General features: G+C 23.5%; 13 protein-coding genes and 1 tRNA gene. 7 read left to right on the top strand and 7 right to left on the bottom strand.

All coding sequences use genetic code 11. The features are described 5' to 3' along the window. The first annotated feature begins 126 nt into the window (after positions 1-126). From rpoB to purH, 4 genes are all read left to right on the top strand, one after another. Complete coding sequence (gene rpoB, locus AB4W57_RS00150) at positions 127-4,149, top strand: DNA-directed RNA polymerase subunit beta (RefSeq protein WP_367677556.1); 4,023 nt, start codon at positions 127-129, stop codon at positions 4,147-4,149. Positions 4,150-4,222: 73 nt separating this feature from the next. Beyond that, a complete protein-coding gene (gene rpoC / locus AB4W57_RS00145) occupies positions 4,223-8,458 on the top strand; it encodes a DNA-directed RNA polymerase subunit beta' (protein ID WP_367677555.1) in 4,236 nt (1,411 codons plus the stop codon). A 150-nt stretch (positions 8,459-8,608) separates the two neighbouring features. After that, the gene (locus AB4W57_RS00140) at positions 8,609-8,881 is read left to right on the top strand and encodes an HU family DNA-binding protein (protein WP_367677554.1); all 273 of its coding nucleotides are present in this window, start codon (positions 8,609-8,611) and stop codon (positions 8,879-8,881) included. 174 nt (positions 8,882-9,055) lie between these two features. After that, entirely contained in the window at positions 9,056-10,651 is a 1,596-nt protein-coding gene (purH, locus tag AB4W57_RS00135) for a bifunctional phosphoribosylaminoimidazolecarboxamide formyltransferase/IMP cyclohydrolase (protein WP_367677553.1), read from the top strand. Positions 10,652-10,864: 213 nt separating this feature from the next. Here purH and metE read toward each other — a convergent pair whose 3' ends face one another. The 3 genes from metE to ftsY form a co-directional block, all read right to left on the bottom strand. Next, positions 10,865-13,141: a 5-methyltetrahydropteroyltriglutamate--homocysteine S-methyltransferase gene (metE, locus tag AB4W57_RS00130; protein ID WP_367677552.1), complete on the bottom strand. Its 2,277-nt coding sequence runs from the start codon at positions 13,139-13,141 to the stop codon at positions 10,865-10,867. Positions 13,142-13,233: 92 nt separating this feature from the next. Beyond that, positions 13,234-14,103: an RNA polymerase sigma factor RpoH gene (rpoH, locus tag AB4W57_RS00125; protein ID WP_367677551.1), complete on the bottom strand. Its 870-nt coding sequence runs from the start codon at positions 14,101-14,103 to the stop codon at positions 13,234-13,236. A 115-nt stretch (positions 14,104-14,218) separates the two neighbouring features. Continuing rightward, positions 14,219-15,331, bottom strand: coding sequence for a signal recognition particle-docking protein FtsY (gene ftsY / locus AB4W57_RS00120; RefSeq protein WP_367677550.1), 1,113 nt, complete (start codon positions 15,329-15,331; stop codon positions 14,219-14,221). An 86-nt stretch (positions 15,332-15,417) separates the two neighbouring features. On the opposite strand from ftsY, the gene rsmD reads away from it, so the two are divergent. Continuing rightward, positions 15,418-15,981, top strand: a complete 564-nt coding sequence (gene rsmD / locus AB4W57_RS00115) for a 16S rRNA (guanine(966)-N(2))-methyltransferase RsmD (protein WP_367677549.1) — start codon at positions 15,418-15,420, stop codon at positions 15,979-15,981. Positions 15,982-16,050: 69 nt separating this feature from the next. Next, the gene (gene dnaC, locus AB4W57_RS00110; protein WP_367677548.1) at positions 16,051-16,791 is read left to right on the top strand and encodes a DNA replication protein DnaC; all 741 of its coding nucleotides are present in this window, start codon (positions 16,051-16,053) and stop codon (positions 16,789-16,791) included. Between the two features lie 62 nt (positions 16,792-16,853). On the opposite strand, the gene efp is transcribed toward dnaC, so the two are convergent. The 3 genes from efp to AB4W57_RS00095 form a co-directional block, all read right to left on the bottom strand. After that, positions 16,854-17,423 carry an elongation factor P gene (gene efp / locus AB4W57_RS00105; RefSeq protein ID WP_367677547.1) on the bottom strand — a complete coding sequence of 190 codons (570 nt, stop codon included), beginning with the start codon at positions 17,421-17,423 and terminating at the stop codon, positions 16,854-16,856. 140 nt (positions 17,424-17,563) lie between these two features. Beyond that, positions 17,564-19,219, bottom strand: coding sequence for a chaperonin GroEL (gene groL / locus AB4W57_RS00100; protein ID WP_367677546.1), 1,656 nt, complete (start codon positions 19,217-19,219; stop codon positions 17,564-17,566). Between the two features lie 46 nt (positions 19,220-19,265). Continuing rightward, complete coding sequence (locus AB4W57_RS00095; protein WP_367677545.1) at positions 19,266-19,559, bottom strand: co-chaperone GroES; 294 nt, start codon at positions 19,557-19,559, stop codon at positions 19,266-19,268. Positions 19,560-19,751: 192 nt separating this feature from the next. On the opposite strand from AB4W57_RS00095, the gene AB4W57_RS00090 reads away from it, so the two are divergent. Continuing rightward, positions 19,752-19,824 (top strand) — tRNA-Phe (locus tag AB4W57_RS00090). Between the two features lie 75 nt (positions 19,825-19,899). Here AB4W57_RS00090 and mnmE read toward each other — a convergent pair. Further along, a complete protein-coding gene (gene mnmE / locus AB4W57_RS00085; RefSeq protein WP_367677544.1) occupies positions 19,900-21,261 on the bottom strand; it encodes a tRNA uridine-5-carboxymethylaminomethyl(34) synthesis GTPase MnmE in 1,362 nt (453 codons plus the stop codon). Positions 21,262-21,314 lie beyond the last annotated feature (53 nt).

Below are 21,314 nucleotides of genomic sequence, written 5' to 3'. Positions count from 1 at the left end.
AAATCAATCACCAGCATAAAATATTTTAATATAAAAATTTTAAATTTATTTAAAATTTTAAAAATATTTCTTTTCCTTAAGAAATTTATTTTCTTTAACAAAAATTTTATTAAATAGAGACAATCAATGGTTTATTCCTATACAGAAAAAAAAAGAATTAGAAAAGATTTTGGACAAAAACCACAAGTCTTAGATATTCCTTACTTATTATCAATTCAAATTGATTCATTTAAAAAATTTATGGATCATAAAAAAAATCATGCACATGGAATAGAATCAGCTTTAAAATCAGTATTTCCTATAAAAAGTTATAATGAAAGTGCTGAAATTCAATATGTAAAATATAGATTAGGAAAAAAAAGTTTTAATATGATGGAATGTCATATTAGAGGAACAACATATGCAGTTCCATTAAAAGTAACTTTACGTTTAATTATATATGAAAAAGATATATTAAATAAAAAAATTAAAGATATTAAAGAACAAGAAGTGTATATGGGAGAAATTCCTATTATGACCAAAAACGGAACTTTTATTATCAATGGAACTGAACGTGTAGTTGTATCACAATTACATCGCAGTCCAGGTGTTTTTTTTGATAGCGATAAAGGGAAAACGCATTCATCAGGAAAAATATTATATAATGCCAGAATTATTCCTTATAGAGGATCTTGGTTAGATTTCGAATTTGACCCAAAAGATCATTTATTTGTTAGAATTGATAGACGAAGAAAATTTCCAGTTACTATTTTACTAAAAGCGTTAGGATATAACACACAAGAGATATTAAAAATGTTTTTTAAAAAAAATGTTTTTAAATTTCACAATAAATCTTTAAAAATGAAATTATTTGCAGAACGATTAAGAGGTGAAACTATTGCCTTTAATATAAAAAAAAATAATATAACATATTTAAAAAAAAATCAAAGAGTTACTGCAAAACATATTAGAAAATTAAAAAAAAATAATATTAATTCTATTAATGTGCCTATTGAATATCTTGTTGGAAAAATATCTTCTCAAGACTATTTTGATAAAAATAATAACTTAATTATTTCTGCTAATTCTATATTAACCTTAGAAATTATACAAAATATAAAAAAATCTAATATTAATGTAATAAAAACAATATTCACAAATGATTTAGACCATGGTCCATACATTTCTGATACATTAAAAATTGATGTTACTACAGATAAATTTAGTGCCTTATTTGAAATTTATAAAATGCTACGACCTGGAGAACCACCAACAAAAGAAGCTTCTGAAAAATTATTTGAATCTTTGTTTTTTTTAAAAGATAAATATGATTTATCTTCTGTTGGACGAATGAAATTTAATAGATCAGTTTCTAGAAAAATAGTTACTGGAAAAAATATTCTTAATAAAAAAGATATTATTGATGTAATTCAAAAATTAATTAATATTAGAAATGGAAAAGGAGAAATTGATGATATCGACCATCTAGGTAATAGAAGAGTACGATCAGTAGGAGAAATGGTCGAAAATCAGTTTAGAGTAGGATTAATCAGAGTAGAAAGAGCTGTAAAAGAAAGATTATCTATTGGTGATGTTGATATCTTAATGCCTCAAGATATGATAAATGCAAAACCAATTTCTGCAGCTGTAAAAGAATTTTTTGGATCTAGTCAATTATCACAATTTATGGATCAAAATAATCCTCTTTCAGAAATTACTCATAAAAGAAGAATTTCTGCTCTTGGTATAGGTGGTTTAACACGTGAGAGAGCCGGGTTTGAAGTAAGAGATGTACATCCTACACATTATGGAAGAGTATGTCCTATTGAAACACCAGAAGGCCCAAATATTGGATTAATAAATTCTTTATCAGTATATGCACGCACTAATAAATATGGATTTTTAGAAACACCTTATAGAAAAGTATCTCATGGATATGTCACTGAAAAAATAGAATATTTATCTGCTATTGAAGAAGGAAATTTTATTATTGCGCAAGCAAATACTAATTTAAATTCTAAACATAAAATTATAGATAAGCTTATTACATGTAGATATAAAAATGAATCTAGATTATTTAAAAAAAAGCAAATAGATTATATGGATGTATCTAATCAACAAATGGTATCTGTAGGAGCATCTTTAATTCCTTTTTTAGAACATGATGATGCAAATCGTGCGCTAATGGGAGCAAATATGCAAAGACAAGCTGTTCCAGTTCTTAAATCAGAAAAACCTTTAGTTGGAACAGGAATGGAAAGATCAGTTGCAATAGATTCTGGAGTCACAGTAATTGCTAAAAGAGGAGGAGTTGTAAATTATATTGATGCTTCAAGAATAGTAATTAAAGTCAATAAAAAAGAAATTAAAAAAAATCAAGCTGGAATCGACATTTATCATTTAATTAAATATAAACGTTCTAATCAAAATACATGTATTAATCAAACTCCTTGCGTTTCTTTAAATGACATTATTACCAAAGGAGATGTTTTAAGTGACGGACCAGCTACTGATTTAGGAGAATTAGCTTTAGGGCAAAACATGAGAGTAGCATTTATGCCTTGGAACGGTTACAATTTTGAAGATTCTATACTTATTTCTGAAAAAGTTGTAATAGAAAATAGATTTACAAGTATTCATATTCAAGAATTAGCATGTATTTCTAGAGATACAAAACTAGGATCAGAAGAAATTACTGCAGATATACCAAATATAGGTGAATCCGCATTATCTAAATTAGATGAATCAGGAATTGTATATATTGGAGCAGAAGTATGTGGTGGTGATATATTAGTAGGAAAAGTAACACCTAAAGGAGAAACTCAACTTACTCCAGAAGAAAAACTGCTGCGAGCAATTTTTGGAGAAAAAGCATCCGATGTAAAAGATACTTCATTAAGAGTACCTAACGGTGTTTTTGGAACTGTAATTGATGTTCAAATTTTTACTCGAGATGGAATAAAAAAAGATAAAAGAACAGTTGAAATCGAAGAAATGCAAATTAAGCAAATTGAAAAAGATTTATTAGAAGAAAAAAAAATGTTTGAAATAGATTTGTTAAGACAAGTTAAATCTTTATTAATAAAAGAAAATGTATTATATGAAAATTTTGAAAATCAATCTATAGAAAAACTTTTTCTTTTAAAATTAAATAATAAAAAAGCACAAATTGTATTAAAAAAATTACAAAAAAAGCATAAATTTCTTGCAAAAAAATTTCATAAAAAAATACAAGATAAGAAAAAAAAAATTAAAAAAGGAGATGACTTATCACCTGGAATATTAAAAATAGTGAAAGTATATTTAGCTGTTAAAAGATATTTACAAACAGGAGATAAAATGGCAGGAAGACATGGTAATAAAGGAGTAATATCTAAAATTAATCCAGTAGAAGATATGCCATATGACAAAAACGGTATCCCAATAGATATTGTTTTAAATCCATTAGGAGTTCCTTCTAGAATGAACATTGGGCAAATATTAGAAACACATTTAGGTATGGCAGCAAGAGGAATAGGTGAAAAAATAGAAAAAATTATAAAAAAATATAAAAAAATTTCTAAAATTAGATCTTTTATGCAAAAAACATTTAATATAGGAAGCTACAAACGTCAAAAAATCAATTTAGATACATTTTCCGATTTAGAAATTTTATGTTTAGCAGAAAATTATAAAAAAGGAATACCTGTTTCTACACCTGTTTTCGATGGAGCGCAAGAAAAAGATATAAAAGCATTTTTATCACTCGCTGATATTCCTGATTCTGGTCAAATCTCTTTATTTGATGGACGCACAGGAGAAAAATTTGAACGACCAGTAACAGTAGGATATATGTATATTTTAAAATTAAACCATTTAGTAGACGATAAAATGCATGCACGTTCTACAGGATCATATAGTTTAGTTACACAGCAACCGTTAGGAGGAAAAGCACAATTTGGAGGACAAAGATTTGGAGAAATGGAAGTATGGGCATTAGAAGCTTATGGAGCATCTTATACATTACAAGAAATGCTTACTGTAAAATCTGATGATGTCAGTGGAAGAACTCAAATGTATAAAAATATTGTAGATGGAAAACATATTATGGAACCTGGAATGCCTGAATCTTTTAATGTTTTATTAAAAGAAATTCGTTCATTAGGTATTAATATAGCGTTAAAAAATTAAACCAGAGAAATTTTTTTATATTTAAACTCATAAAATTCTGAAAATAATATTTATAAATATAGGAAAAAAATTTTTGAAAGAACTATTTAAATTTATCAAATCTAAAAATTATATTAAAGATTTTAATGCAATACAAATTTCATTATCTTCGCCTGAAGTTATTAGATCTTGGTCACATGGAGAAATCAAAAAACCAGAAACAATTAATTATAGAACATTTAAACCTGAAAGAGACGGATTATTTTGTGCTAGAATTTTTGGACCGGTTAAAGATTATGAATGTTTATGTGGAAAATATAAAAGATTAAAACATAGAGGAGTAGTTTGTGAAAAATGTGGAGTAGAAGTTACTCAAAGCAAAGTAAGAAGAGAAAGAATGGGTCATATAGAACTTGCTTCTCCTATTGCTCATATTTGGTTCTTAAAATCTTTACCATCAAGAATTGGATTACTCTTAGATATGCCATTAAGAGATATCGAACGTGTCTTATACTTTGAATCATATGTAGTAATAAATAGTGGAATGACTACTTTAAAAATTGGTAAAATTTTATCAGAAGAACAAAATTCTGATGCAATAGAAGAATTTGGAGATGATTTCCAAGCAGAAATGGGCGCTGAAGCAATACAGAATCTTTTAAGAAATATAAATTTAAAAAAAGAATATAAAAAACTCAAAAAAGAATTAAACAAAACTCATTCAGAAACGAAAAAAAAAAAAACTACTAAAAGAATTAAACTCATTGAATCTTTTATAAATTCAAGAAATAAACCGGAATGGATGATTTTAACTGTTTTACCTATTTTACCGCCAGATTTAAGACCGTTAGTTCCATTAGATGGTGGAAGATTTGCTACGTCTGATTTAAATGATTTATATAGACGTGTAATTAATCGTAATAATCGTTTAAAAAGATTATTAGAATTATCTGCTCCAGATATTATTGTAAGAAATGAAAAAAGAATGCTTCAAGAATCAGTAGATGCGCTTCTAGATAATGGAAGAAGAGGTAGAGCTATTATTGGTTCTAATAAAAGACCATTAAAATCTTTAGCGGATATGATTAAAGGAAAACAAGGTAGATTTCGTCAAAATCTTCTTGGAAAAAGAGTAGATTATTCGGGAAGATCAGTGATTACTGTCGGGCCATATCTTAAATTAAACCAATGCGGTTTACCAAAAAAAATGGCTTTAGAGTTATTTAAACCATTTATATATGGTAAATTAGAACGAAAAAATTTAGCAAACACAATAAAATCTGCAAAAAAAATGGTCGAAAGAGAAGATCCTATCGTATGGGATATTTTAGATGAAGTAATTCAAAAACATCCTGTTTTATTAAATAGAGCACCAACTTTACATAGATTAGGAATACAAGCATTTAAACCAATACTAGTTGAAGGTAAAGCTATTCAATTACATCCATTAGTATGTGCTGCATATAATGCAGATTTTGATGGAGACCAGATGGCTGTACATATACCACTTACTATAGAAGCGCAAAAAGAAGCCAAAAATTTAATGATGTCTACTAATAATATTCTCTCTCCAGCTAACGGTGAACCAATTATTGTGCCTTCTCAAGATGTAGTACTTGGATTATATTATATGACAAGAAAAAAAATTAATGGAAAAGGAGAAAATATGCTTCTTTCTGGACCTAAAGAAGCTGAAAAAATATATCAATTAGGATTAGCAGATCTTCATTCAATTGTTAAAGTTCGTATTACTGAATATTTTAAAAAAAATAAAAAAATTCAAATTAAAAATAAAAAAATTATTAAAACTACTATTGGAAGATCTATATTATGGAACATTGTTCCTCAAGGTTTATCATTTGATTTAGTAAATAAAACTCTAAGAAAAAATACAATTTCTCAAATGATTAACACATGTTATAGAATTTTAGGTATTAAAAAAACAGTAATTTTTGCAGATCAAATAATGTATACTGGATTTGCATATGCAGCAAAATCTGGATCATCTGTAGGTATGGATGATATAGAAATTCCTAAACAAAAAACAAACATTATAAAAGAAGCAAAATTAGAAGTTTTAGAAATACAAGAACAATTTCAATCAGGATTAGTCACTGCCGGAGAAAGATATAATAAAGTTATAGATATTTGGTCCACAGCCAACGAAAAAGTTTCTAAAGCTATGATGCAAAATTTATCTACAACTTATATTAAAAATAAAAGAGGAAAAATAAAAAAACAAAGTTCATTTAATAATATTTTTATTATGGCGGATTCTGGCGCAAGAGGATCAGCAGCTCAAATTAGACAATTAGCTGGAATGAGAGGATTAATGGCTAAGCCAGATGGTTCAATTATAGAAACACCAATTACAGCAAATTTTAGAGAAGGATTAAACGTTTTACAATATTTTATTTCTACACATGGAGCAAGAAAAGGATTAGCTGATACAGCTTTAAAAACTGCGAATTCTGGTTATTTAACACGTAGATTAGTTGATGTTGCTCAAGATCTTGTAGTGACAGAAAATGATTGTCAAACTCAAAATGGAATTATGATGACTTCTATAATTGAAGGTGGAAATATAAAAGAACCGTTAAGAGATAGAGTATTAGGAAGAGTTACATTAAATAATATTTTTAAAGATGATTCTCAACAAGAAATATTAATTAAAAAAAATACTTTATTAAACGAAAAATACTGTGATATTTTAGAGATGTATTCTATTGATAATGTCGAAGTACGTTCAGTAGTACATTGTGAAACAAATTTTGGAGTATGTGCATATTGTTATGGACGAGATTTAGCACGAGGAAAATTAGTACAAAAAGGAGAAGCAATTGGTGTTATTGCTGCGCAATCTATTGGTGAACCAGGTACACAATTAACTATGAGAACTTTTCATATTGGAGGAGCAGCATCAAGAATTGCAACAGAATCTAATATACAAATTAAAAATGATGGAATAATAAAACTAAGTAGCGCTAAATCTGTTATTAATTCCTTAGGAAAAACAATTATTACAGCTCGTAATGTAGAATTAAATATTATTGATTCAATAGGTCAAACTAAAGAAAGTTATAAAATTCCTTATGGAGCTATTTTAGAAAAAAGAAATGGAGAAAAAGTATATTCTAAAGAAATTGTAGCTGTTTGGGATCCACATACAATTCCAGTAATTACAGAAGTTAATGGATATTTAAAATTTATAGATATGTTAGAAGGGAAAAGTATAATAAGACAAACAGATGAATTAACTGGATTATCATCTACAATAATTTTAGATGTTGCAGAAAGAAATACTTTAGGTAAAGAATTAAGACCTTCGCTCAAAATTATTCATGCAGATGGTACAGATGTTTTTATTCCTGGTACTACTATGCCTGCACAATATTTTTTACCTGGAAAAACTATTGTTCAATTAAATGACGGAGTACAAATTAAATCTGGAGATACATTAGCACGAGTTCCACAAGAATCTGTCAGTACAAAAGATATTACAGGTGGTCTACCTCGCGTAGCAGATCTTTTCGAAGCAAGAAAACCTAAAGAACTCGCAATATTAGCTGAAAAAGACGGTATTATATCTTTTGGAAAAGAAACAAAAGGAAAAAGAAGATTAATTATTAATTCTTTAAATAAAAAAAATACATATGAAGAAATGATACCAAAATGGAGACAATTAAATGTTTTTGAAGGAGAGCGTGTAGAAAAGGGAGACATTATTTCTGACGGTCCGGAATCATCTCATGATATTTTAAGATTACGTGGAGTACAATCTGTTACAAGATATATTGTAAATGAAGTACAAGAAGTATATAGATTACAAGGAGTTAAAATTAATGATAAACATATTGAAGTAATTATTAGACAAATGTTACGAAAAGCTACTATTATCGATCATGGTGATTCAGAATTTTTAGATGGAGAACAAATAGAATATTTTAAAATTAGAATGAAAAACATAGATTTAAAAAAGAAACATAAAAAAATGATTTTATATAATAGAGATTTATTAGGAATTACTAAAGCATCTTTAGCTACTGAATCTTTTATTTCAGCTGCATCATTTCAAGAAACTACAAGAGTTCTTACAGAATCAGCTGTAGCTGGAAAAATAGATGAATTAAGAGGATTAAAAGAAAACGTTATTGTTGGACGTTTAATTCCAGCAGGAACTGGTTACGAATATCATCAAAATAGATTATTTCATCATTATATGTATTGTAAAAAACATAATATAAAAAATAAACATCATATTAATCAAAAAATTAGTGTAGAAGAAGCATCTGCAAATTTATCAGAATTATTAAATTCTCATAATCTTTAAAAAAATAAAAAAATAGAATTATAAAAATTCTATAAATATATAAAATTAATTAAATTTTTTAAAATATCTATCTTGAAAATTTTTACTATAAAAACTTATAAATACAATAAAATTTTTTATAACATTACTTTTATTACTAAGGATATAAATATGAATAAATCACAATTAATAGACATTGTTTCAAAAAAATCTTTAATTTCTAAAATTAAAACAAAATATATATTAGATACTATTCTATCTGAAATCACTAATTCTCTTAAAAAAGAAGAAAACGTACAATTAGTAGGATTTGGTACATTTAAAATTAATAAAAGATCAGCTCGCACAGGAAGAAATCCAAAAACAGGAAAAGAAATTCAAATATCAGCAACAAAAATTCCTGCTTTTATTTCTGGGAAAACATTAAAAAAAGCAGTTAAATAAATTTTGTGTACTGATTATATACTAATAAAATTAGTAGGGAATAAAAAATCCCTGCTAATTAAACAATTATAATAGAATTATTATATACTAAATTTTATAAATTTAATATAGATAATCTATCTAAATAAAGTTTTCTTATAATTCTATAATTTTATTACTAATTTAATATAAAATATGATAACTAATAAAAATACAAAATATGCGTTAATTAGTGTATTCAATAAATCTAAAATTATTAAATTATCTAAATCATTTAATAAAAATAAAATAAAAATTTTATCTACTTCGGGAACAAGAAAAACTTTAATAAATCATAATATTTCTTGCGAAAAAATATCTCATTATACTAAATTTAAAGAAAGCTTAAACGGTCAAATTAAAACATTACATCCCAAAATATACTCTGGAATTTTAAGTGATTCTAAAAAAAAATCTATAAATATGAATAAAAATAAAAAAAACATATCTATAGATTTTGTAATATGTAATTTTTACCCATTCGAAAAAATAATTACCTCTAATAACCAAGAAAATATTAAAAATTTTAAAAAATATATAGATATTGGAGGTCCATCATTAATTAGAGCTGCTGCAAAAAATTATAAAAAAGTAATAGTAATCGTTGACATTCAAGATTATGACTTCATAATCGAAAAATTAAAAAAATCAACACAAAATTTTTCTAAACAAGAAAAATTGAAATTAGCAATGAAAGCATTTAAATATTCTTATAATTATGAATATGAAATATATAAGTTTTTTAAAAAAAAATACATTTTAAAATATAAAAAAAATAATACAAAAAAAATTTTACCAAAAAGAATTAATTTAATTTTAAAAAAAGAAAAAAAATTAATTTATGGAGAAAATACACATCAAAAAGCAGCTATATATTTTCAAGAAAACACATTCAATAAAAATAAAAATATTTTAAACCAAATTCAAGGGAAAAAATTATCTTACAATAATATTTTAGATTCTAATATCGCTTTAGAATGTGTTCTTCAATTTAAAAATCCATCATGTGTAATTGTCAAACATGGCACACCATGTGGAGCTTCTACTAAAAAAAATATTTTAAAAGCATATAATTATGCATATCAATGCGATCCTATTTCTTCTTTCGGAGGAATTATTGCGTTTAATAAAAAAATTAATTCTGAAACTACACAATTAATTTTAAAAAATCAATTTGTAGAAATCATTATTGCTCCATCTTATTCTAAAAATTCATTAAATATTTTAAGTTCTAAAAAAAATTTACGCGTATTAACGACAAATAATAAAAAAATTAATTTTTATAAAAATTTTGAAATAAAATCTATTAATAATAGGTTTCTAATACAAGAAAAAGATTACGATGAATTCAATATTAATAAATGGAAAATTAAAACTCAAAAAATTCCTAATAAATCAGAAATTAAAAACGCAATTTTTGGATGGAAAATAGCAAAATTTTCTAAATCTAATGCAGTTGTATATGTTCATAAAAGTTCTACTATTTCAATTGGAAGTGGTCAAACTAGTCGAATTTTTGCAATACAAAATGCTAATTCTAAAATAAAAAATACAATAAAAAAATTTAAAAATATTACATTAGCATCAGATGCTTTTTTAACATTTAAAGATAATATTTTAGAAGCAAAAAAAAAAAATGTATCATGCATTATTCAACCAGGTGGATCTATACATGATTCAAAAATTATTAAATTAGCTAACGAAAACAAAATATCTATGATATTTACAAATATCAGACATTTTAAACATTAAAAATAAATTTATTGAAGAACTTGTATAATTTATTAATAAAAAAATATAGGATAGTAATTAAAATTAAATAAAAATAAGAAATTATTATAAAAATTATATATTTATTACACAAAAATTTTTATTCTTAAAAAGAATTAATTAAATAAAAATTAATATCAAGAATTTAATTAGAAATTTTAGCAAAATAATATTTGCTAAAATTTCTTTACAAATTTATGAAATATTTTCACGTATTTTTTTAGTAGCTGATACTAAATTTTTTAAAGAATTATTGACTTCAATCCAAGTACGCGTTTTTAATCCACAATCTGGATTAATCCACAATTTTTGTATAGGAATAATTTTCATAGCTTGATTTATTAATTTTATGATATCTTTTTCTTGAGGTATATTAGGAGAATGAATATCATAAAATCCAGGACCAATACTATTTGGATATCTAAAATTTTTAAAACAATCTAAAATTTCCATATTAGATCGAGCGGTTTCAATAGTAATTACATCAGCATCTAAATTAGATATAGCTTGTATAATATCATTAAAATCACAATAACACATATGCGTATGAATTTGTGTAGTATCTTTGACATCAGAAACACTTAATTTAAAAGCATTTACAGCCCAAGAAAGATATTTTTCCTTATCTATATCTCTTAAAGGCAAACCTTCTCTTAAAGCCGGTTCATCAATTTGAATAATATTAATTCCATTTTTCTCTAAATCATATATTTCATCTTTTAACGCTAAAGAAATTTGTGTAGCAATTTCTTGCTGTGAAATATCTTCTCTAACAAAAGACCATAATAAAATTGTTACAGGGCCAGTCAACATACCTTTAACTGGTTTTTTTGTTAAAGATTGCGCATACTTTATCCAATCTAAAGTAATTGGATATATACGTGATATATCAGAAAATATTATCGGTGGCTTTACACATCTTGAACCATAACTTTGAACCCATCCATAATCAGTAAATAAAAATCCTTCTAAGTTTTCTCCAAAATACTCAACCATGTCATTACGTTCTGGTTCTCCATGTACTAAAACATCTATATCTAATTTTTCTTGTTCTCTAATATTATATTTTATAATTTTAAAAATTTCTTTTTGATATTCTTTTTTATTAATAGATCCATATTTAAATTTAAACCTTAAATCTCGCAAATCTTTTGTTTGTGGTAACGAACCAATCGTAGTAATTGGTAAAATAGGTAAATTTAATTTATTTTTTTGTTTTATATAACGATCTTTATAAGAACTTTTTCTTTGATAGTTATTTTTATTTAAATTTAATATTTGATGTTTTATATTATTATTTTTATGATTATTATCATTAATATTGTTATATGTAAATAATGGTAAAACCCATGATTCAAGTAAATCTATATTATTAATATTTAAAGAATTCTTTAGTAAATTTAATTCATAACATTTTTGAACTGCAAAAGAAAATAATATTTTTAATTCTGTTTTAATTCTTTTTTCTTGATCAAGATCTATAGGTACATGCATTAAAGAACAAGAAGATCCAATCCAAATATTATTTCTATGTTTTAATAATTTTTTTATTAAAGTGTAATATTTTAATAAATCTGTTTTCCATATATTTTTACCATTAATAATACCTAAAGATATAATTAAATCTTTAGAAAAATATTTATGTAAATTTAATATATTATAATTGCCTTCAACCAAATCTAAATGAATACCTTGTATAGGAATTTCTTGTATAATATCTAAATTATGAAAAACATTTCCAAAATATGTAGTTAATAATATATTTACATCACATTTTAAATAATTATAACTATATATAAATTTTTTTTTCCATTCAGAGGATAAATCTAAAGATAAAATTGGTTCATCTATTTGTACCCATTGAATGCCTTTTTTCTTTAATTGTATTAAAATATTTTTATATATATTTAAAATTTCATCTAATAAATTAAAACGATTAAATGTAAATTCATATGTTTTACCTAACCAAAGATAAGACATAGGACCTAATAAAATTGGTTTAATATTTTTTCCTATTAATAACGCTTCATCTATTTCTTCAAATAATTGCTTCCAAGAGAATTTAAAATTACTATCTTTATGAAATTCTGGAACAATATAATGATAATTCGTATTAAACCATTTAGTCATTTCAGAAGGATAAGTAGATTTTTGATTACAAGACACTCCACGAGCTATATAAAATAATGTATCAAGATTTATTTTATTATGCGAATTTATAAATCTTTTAGGAATATTTCCTAACATCATGCTTGTTGTTAAAACATGATCATACCATGCAAAATCTCCTACAGATAAAAAATCTAATCCCATTTTTTTTTGTATTTTTAAATTTTTAATTCTAATTTTTTTTCCAATTTTTTTTAATTTGCTTTTAGATATTTTTTTAGACCAATACATTTCTTGAGCTATTTTTAATTCTCTTTTATATCCAATTCTTGGAAAGCCTAATATATGATTTAATATAGTCATAAATATTATCTCTTATAAAAATATATTATATGATATTTTATAAAATTTATTAAAAATTAAACTAATAAAAAAATTATAATTTATATAAAAAATTATTTTTTATTGATAGATAAACGAAGTTTTTTTATAGCATTTTTTTCTAATTGTCGTACTCTTTCTGCTGATATACCATAATTTTTTGCGATATCTTTTAAAGTATTTTTTTTATTTGAATGATCTAACCAACGTGAATATATAATATTTCGACTTCGTTCATCTAAATATGATAATGCAATATTTAATTTATTAATAGTATATTTTTTCCAATTATCATTTTCAATTACTTGTGTAAAATCTGATAATTGATCTTTCAAATATGGTATAGAATATATATTATTTTTATATTCTTGATTATGATTGTCTTCTGAATGATTATTAACGAGAATATCTTGAGCAAACATTCTAGATTCCATTTCTAAAACATCTTTATTTTTTACACCAAATTCTTTTGCAACATTTATAATTTCTTTTTTATTAAACCATCCTATTTTTTTTTTTTTTTTTCTTAAATTAAAAAATAATTTTCTTTGAGATTTAGTAGTAGCTATTTTAACAATTCTCCAATTTTTTAAAACATATTCATGAATTTCAGATTTTATCCAATGTATAGCAAAAGAAACTAATCGTACACCTAAATTAGGATTAAATTTTTTAACTGATTTCATTAAACCGATATTACCTTCTTGAATTAAATCAGATTGCGGTAATCCATATCCAGAATAATTTCTTGCAATTCTAATTACAAAACGTAAATGTGATAAAATTAATATTTTTGCAGCTTTTAAATCATTTTTATAAAATAATTTATTAGCTAACTTTTTTTCATCATGTGCAGATAATATTGACCAACGATGAATAGTTTTCATATAAATACTTAAAAAATTTAAAGATTCTTTGGATGAAAATTTCATCTTATTAACCATTTTAACGCCTATATTAAATGAAATTACTTAAAAATTATTTTATAAAAATATAAAATTAAAAATTTTTTATAAATATATTAAAAAATCTTATTTTTTAATATAACATATTTAATGTTTATTTAGACTTAAATATAGAATTAATAAAATCTAAGTTATTAAAAACACAAATATCTTTAATTGATTCACCTGTAGTAATATATTTAACAGGAATAGAAAACTCATCTGCAATTGAAAAAATAATACCGCCTTTTGAAGTACTATCAAATTTTGTTAATATAATACCAGTAATTTTAAGAAATTTATTAAAAAATTTTGTTTGTTCTAAAGAATTTTGACCTGTACAAGCATCAATAGTAAGAAAAATATCTATTAATTGATTGTTATTTAATTTATGAATAACGGAAACAATTTTTTTTAATTCATTCATTAAATTAATTTTAGTATGAAATCTACCAGCTGTATCAATAATTAATATATCAAATTTTTTTGAAATAGCTGTTTGTAACGCTTCATATACTACAGAAGATGGATCAGAACCATATTTTTTAGATATCATGGATATATTATTATCTTGACATAAAATACTTAATTGATCTATAGCTGCAGCTCTAAAAGTATCTGCTGCAGCTACTAAAACTTTTTTATTTTGATCTTTATATAGTTTTGATAATTTAGAAATTGTAGTAGTTTTACCTGATCCATTAACACCTACTATTAAAATAATGTAAGGAAATTTAGAATTAAATGATAATTTAGATAATGATATACTTTTCTGTAAAATTTTATTCATATAAAAAAAAATTTTTTTATAAATAATAGATGGATTTTTAAAATCTTTTTTACTTAAACTATTAACAGAATAATCTATAATTTTTTTAGATGTTTTGATACTAATATCAAAAGATATTAATTTTTCTTCTAATTTTTTTAAAATTTTTTTATTAATTTTGTCTTTTAAAAAAAAATTTTTAATTACTAAGAAAAAATTTTGTCTCATCGTATTAAATTTATTTTTTAAAAAAAATAATAAACTATTTTTATCTTCTTCTTTTATTTTTAAATTAGCAGAAATATTATTATTTTTACTCAAAATATTTTCTTTTTTTTTTCTATCTAATTTTTTTTTTTTTTTTATTATATTTTTTGAATCTGTTGAACTATTTTTTTTATTAAAAAAATTTAATTTATCTAATAAAGATGTAAATATATTTTTTTTATTTTTAGACATAAAATACCTTTTATAAAAAATTTTTTATATAATATAATTTATTTTATCAAAGTTATTTATATATATATAAATTTTTATTTAAAATTATGAAAAAAAAAAAAAATGTTTTAAGAGTAATTAGCGGTATTTTTAAAAAACAAAAAATAAATATTCAGCATTCAAAATATTTAAGACCTACAAAAAATTTAATTCGAGAAACTCTTTTTAATTGGTTAAATGAATATATTTTAAATGCAAAATGCTTAGACTGTTTTTCTGGAAGTGGAATTTTAGGAATAGAAGCAATTTCAAGACACGCAAAATTAGTAACTTGTCTAGATATTAATATAAAAAATATCAATATAATAAATAAAAATTTAAAAAGATTAAAAATTAAGAGTATAAAATCTGTTTGCACTAATACCATTCAATGGTTAAAAAAAAATAGTAAACCATATGACATAATATTTCTTGATCCACCATATTATAAATATAATTTATTAAATAAAGTTATATTTTTATTAGAACAAAAAAAATGGACAAAAAAAAATACTATTATTTATATAGAACATGAAATATATCAAAAAAATATTAATATTCCAGAAAATTGGATATTAAAAAAAAAAAAACAAACGAAAAAAATAGAATATAAAATTTATTATAAAAAATAATAAATATAAAATTTTTATATTACAATCTAATTTATATTAAAATATAAAAATAAATAAGGATTTTAATATATGCAAAAATATATAAAATTACTAAAAAAAATTAAATCTATTATTCCTCATCATATTAAACCAAAATTTAAAAATGAAAGAGATTTATTAAATTGGAATAAAAAACAAGGATTTTTATCTTCTAAATCTATTTTAAGAAAAAATAAAGCTAGAAGAATGAAAAAAATTTTTAAACATTCTGGTATCAAAAAACTATATATAAATTGTTCGTTTGAAAACTATAAAGTATTTCATATAGGTCAAGAAAAAGTATTAAATGCTGCTAAAAATTATGTAAAAAATTTTAATAATACATTTTCAAATTTTATATTTTCTGGAAAACCTGGAACAGGAAAAAATCATTTAGCTGCAGCAATCGGAAATTATTTAATTTTAAACGGAAAAAGTATATTAATTATCACAATAGCAGATTTAATGTCTAAAATTAAACGAACATTTAATATAAAAAATGAATATACTGAAGAATATTTCCTTAAACAAACTAGTAAAGTAGATTTATTAATAATAGATGAAATTGGTATTCAAAAAGAATCAAATTATGAAAAAATTATTATTCATCAAATTATTGATCGTCGTTCAGCATCAAAAAAATCTACAGGAATATTATCAAATTTAAATTTCAATAATTTAAATATATTATTAGGAGAAAGAATTATTGATCGTATGAAATTAGGAAAACTATTATGTTTAAATTTTAATTGGGATAGTTATCGTTCTTTTGTAAATGTACATAATATATAAATAAAAAAATTAAAAAAAAATAAAAAAAAAAAATAAAAAAATTTTTATATTATAAAATTTTTTTATACTCTAGAAATATATTCACAAGTACGTGTATCTACTTTAATAATATCATCTACTTTAATAAAATCAGGTACTTTAATGGAAATTCCTGTATTTAAAACAGCTAATTTAATACCACTACTATTTAATGATTTTTTTTTAATAGATGGAGTCGTTTTAATTACTTTTAAATAAACAAAATTATCTAAAATAACAGAGATGATATTATTTTTCCATAAAGTTAATATACATTTACATTGTGGTGTTAAAAAAAAACGCTTAGAATTTAAAATATTTTTTTTAATTGAAATTTCTTCAAAAGTTTTACTATTCATAAAATACCATAATTTATGATCATTATATAAATAAATAGAAGAAATATCATACACATTAGCTTTTTGTAACCGATCTGTAGATTTAAAAGTGGTTTCAACTATTTTTCCAGTTATTATACTTTTAAATTTAACACGCGCGAATGCTTGACCTTTTCCAGGTTTAACAAATTTACTATTTTGAATAATACACGGTTGATTAAAAATAATTACTTTTAAACCTGGCTTAAACATATTTATTGAATAATCTTTTGTCATTTTATATAATTTCTTGAAATATTAAATAATAATGAATAAAAATTTTATTTTCCCTTAATAAAAAATATTTAAGGGAAAATAAATTAAAATATTTTAAAGTAAAAAATATAAAAATTTATATTTTATTTAAAATAAATAAATTACATCATTCCACCCATTCCACCCATTCCACCCATTCCTCCAGCAGATGGAGATGGCATATCAGAAGATTTATCTTCTTTAGGAGAATCAGTTACCATACATTCTGTAGTAATCATTAATCCAGCCACAGATGCTGCGTATTGTAATGCAGATCTAGTAACTTTCGTTGGATCTAATATTCCAAATTTAATCATATCACCATATTGATCAGTTGCAGCATTATATCCATAATTACCTACTCCATCTTTAACATTATTTGTAACAACAGATGGTTCTTCTCCTGAATTTGCTACAATTTGACGTAAAGGAGCTTCCATAGATCTTATAGCTACTCTAATCCCAACATTTTGATCTTCATTTTGACCTTTTAAACGAGAAATTTTTTCTGCTACTCGAACTAAAGCTACTCCACCACCTGCAACTACACCTTCTTCTACTGCAGCACGAGTAGCGTGTAAGGCATCTTCTACACGAGCTTTTTTTTCTTTCATTTCTACTTCAGTTGCTGCTCCAACCTTTAATACAGCAACACCACCAGATAACTTCGCTAATCTTTCATTTAACTTTTCTTTATCATAATCTGATGTAGATTCATTAATTTGTTGACGAATATTAGAAATTCTATTTTGAATATCTAATTTTTTTCCAAATCCACCAATAATTGTTGTTGAATCTTTTGTTATAACAACTCTTTTTGCTTGACCTAAATCTTCTAATGTAGTTTTATCTAAATCCATAGCTAGTTCTTCAGAAATTACAGTTCCAGCAGTTAATATAGAAATATCTTGTAACATTGATTTTCTACGATCTCCAAATCCAGGAGCTTTTACTGCTGCAATTTTTACAATTCCTCTCATAGAATTTACTACTAACGTTGCTAAAGCTTCACCTTCTAAATCTTCTGCAATAATTAAAAGAGGTTTTCCAGATTTTGCTACTGATTCTAATAAAGATAATATATCTCTAATATTAGAAATTTTTTTATCAACCATTAAAATATAAGGATTTTCTAATTCTATATTACCAACTTCTGGTTTATTAATAAAATAAGGAGATAAATATCCTCTATCAAATTGCATACCTTTTACTACATCTAATTCATCTTCTAAACCTGTTCCTTCTTCTACAGTAATAACACCATCATTACCAACTTTATCCATTGCTTCTGAAATTAATGAACCAACAGTTTCATCAGCGTTAGCAGAAATCGTTCCTACTTGTGTGATAGCTTGAGAATTTGCACAAGGCACTGATAATTTTTTTAATTCTTTAACCGCTTGAATAACTGCTTGATCAATTCCTCTTTTTAAATCCATTGGATTCATTCCAGCTGCAACTGCTTTTAATCCTTCATTAACAATAGATTGAGCTAATAAAGTAGCAGTAGTAGTTCCATCACCTGCGACATCATTTGCTTTAGAAGCTACTTCTTTAACCATTTGTGCACCCATATTTTCAAACTTGTCTTCTAATTCAATTTCTCTAGCTACGGATACACCATCTTTAGTAATACTCGGAGCTCCAAAAGATTTATCTAAAACTACGTTTCTTCCTTTTGGACCTAAAGTAACTTTTACTGCATCTGCTAATATATTTACACCACGGAGCATTTTAGCACGCGCTTCACTTCCAAATTTTACGTCTTTAGATGCCATTTTATCATTTCTCCTTAAATAATTTTTTTAAAAATAATAAGAAATATTACTCTTCAACAACTGCTAAAATATCGCTTTCAGTTAAAATTAATACTTCTTCATTATCAATTTTTTCTGTTTTAGCTCCATATCCTTCATTAAAGATGACAATATCATTTACTTTTACATCTAATTTTTTTACATTTCCATTATCTAAAATTCTTCCATTTCCTACAGCTAATACTTTTCCTCTAGTTGACTTACTCGCAGCTGATCCTGTTAATACAATTCCACCTGCAGATTTCGATTCTATTTCTTCACGTTTTACAATAACACGATCATGCAAAGGACGTATTTTCATTTTTTTAGAGTTCTCCTTGTACATATGTTTATAATTAATTTAAAATATTTTTTGAAAAAATTATATTCTATTAAATAGTATATGGACGATTCTTTAAACTTTCAAGGTTTACAAAAAAATAGATATACATAAAAATTTTTAAAAAAAATATTGACAAACTATTATCATTAATGTTTTACTATAATTTTAAAAGCCCGAATAGCTCAGTTGGTAGAGCAAGGGACTGAAAATCCCTGTGTCGGTGGTTCAATTCCGCCTTCGGGCAAAATTTAAATATAAATAATTATATTTATTATTTATAAATTAAAAAAAATTAAAAAAAATTATTAATATATAAATTTTATTTACCAATACAAAAATTTGAAAAAATTTTATTTAAAATATCTTCAGAATTAATATAACCTGTAATTTTATTTAAAAAATTTTGCGTATTTTGTAAATGATAAGCTAAAATTTCATAATTATGATCTATCTTAAAATTTTTTTTTGCAATTAATAACTCTTTTATTGAAGATTTAATTTCTTGAATATGTCTTTGTCTTGCAATATATATACTTTCTCCTAGAAAATTTTTACAATTTTTTATATATTTTTTTAAAATACTATATAAATTTTTTAATCCTATTTTTTTTTTTACAGATATACAAAGAAAATTTATTTTATTATTTAAAAAAATATTCGGATCAATATTGTTTAAATCAATTTTATTAAAAATTAAAATAATATTTATTTTAGAAGAAATATTTTTTTTTAATTGAAAAAATTTTTTTATCTGAACTTTTATATTTTTACTAGAATCTATCATAAATAATAATATATCTGTATTATTCATTGCTTTCTTAGCTAAAGAAATACCTATTTCCTCAATTTTATTAGTTGTTCGTCTAATTCCAGCAGTATCTACTAATTCTAATATATGTTTATTAAAATTAATTTGATTATAAATTAAATCTCTAGTAGTACCTTTTATATTTGTTACTATAGAAGATTTTTTACAAGATAAAAAATTAAACAAACTAGATTTTCCAGAATTTGGAAAACCAGAAATTACAATTTTAATAGATTCATTTAAACAAGCTCCATTTTTTGAAATAAATAAAATTCTTTTTAAATATTTTATGATTTTTTTTATTTTATGAATAAAATTTATTTTTATATAATTATTTATATTATCTTCTGAAAATTCTAATTCATATTCTATATTTGCTCTTAAATCAGTAATTTTATTTATAATCTTCTTAATAAAATTAGAAAAATCTCCTTGTAATGATTTCACAGATGCTTTAATTGCAGCCTCAGATGATGCATTGATTAAATCTGATATCGCTTCTGCTTGAATTAAATCTATTTTATGATTTAAAAACGCTCTTTTTGAAAACTCACCTGGTTCAGCAATTCTAATATTTGGAATCTTTAAAATTCGTTTAATTAATAAATTAGCTAAAATATTATTACCATGTCCTTGTAATTCTAATACATCTTCTCCAGTATAAGAATTTGGAGATGGAAACCAAATACTAATACCTTTATCTAAAATTTCGTCATTAATATCATAAAATGGTAAATAAGTAGCATATCTAGGTTGTAATGAACAATGTAAAACAGATTTCAAAACAGCAGAAGTATTTTTTCCAGAAACTCTTAATATATATACTCCACCGTTTCCTATAGGTGTAACCTGAGCTATAATTGTGTCTGACATAATTTTTATTTTTTTAATATTTTTTATAATAAGAAAAAAATTCTATTTTATTT

This window comes from Buchnera aphidicola (Chaitophorus populicola) (assembly GCF_964058995.1).
Taxonomy (GTDB): domain Bacteria; phylum Pseudomonadota; class Gammaproteobacteria; order Enterobacterales; family Enterobacteriaceae; genus Buchnera_J; species Buchnera_J aphidicola_BO.
The sequence above is the reverse complement of the archived record's forward strand: the minus strand, read 5'-3'. Positions and strand labels throughout refer to the sequence as shown.

Excerpts from the sequence above, each read along its gene's own strand:
- rpoB (WP_367677556.1), top strand. The coding sequence starts at position 127 with ATGGTTTATTCCTATACAGAAAAAAAAAGAATTAGAAAAGATTTTGGA.
- AB4W57_RS00140 (WP_367677554.1), top strand. The coding sequence starts at position 8,609 with ATGAATAAATCACAATTAATAGACATTGTTTCAAAAAAATCTTTAATT.
- purH (WP_367677553.1), top strand. The coding sequence starts at position 9,056 with ATGATAACTAATAAAAATACAAAATATGCGTTAATTAGTGTATTCAAT.
- metE (WP_367677552.1), bottom strand. The coding sequence starts at position 13,141 with ATGACTATATTAAATCATATATTAGGCTTTCCAAGAATTGGATATAAA.
- rpoH (WP_367677551.1), bottom strand. The coding sequence starts at position 14,103 with ATGGTTAATAAGATGAAATTTTCATCCAAAGAATCTTTAAATTTTTTA.
- ftsY (WP_367677550.1), bottom strand. The coding sequence starts at position 15,331 with ATGTCTAAAAATAAAAAAAATATATTTACATCTTTATTAGATAAATTA.
- rsmD (WP_367677549.1), top strand. The coding sequence starts at position 15,418 with ATGAAAAAAAAAAAAAATGTTTTAAGAGTAATTAGCGGTATTTTTAAA.
- dnaC (WP_367677548.1), top strand. The coding sequence starts at position 16,051 with ATGCAAAAATATATAAAATTACTAAAAAAAATTAAATCTATTATTCCT.
- efp (WP_367677547.1), bottom strand. The coding sequence starts at position 17,423 with ATGACAAAAGATTATTCAATAAATATGTTTAAGCCAGGTTTAAAAGTA.
- groL (WP_367677546.1), bottom strand. The coding sequence starts at position 19,219 with ATGGCATCTAAAGACGTAAAATTTGGAAGTGAAGCGCGTGCTAAAATG.
- AB4W57_RS00095 (WP_367677545.1), bottom strand. The coding sequence starts at position 19,559 with ATGAAAATACGTCCTTTGCATGATCGTGTTATTGTAAAACGTGAAGAA.
- mnmE (WP_367677544.1), bottom strand. The coding sequence starts at position 21,261 with ATGTCAGACACAATTATAGCTCAGGTTACACCTATAGGAAACGGTGGA.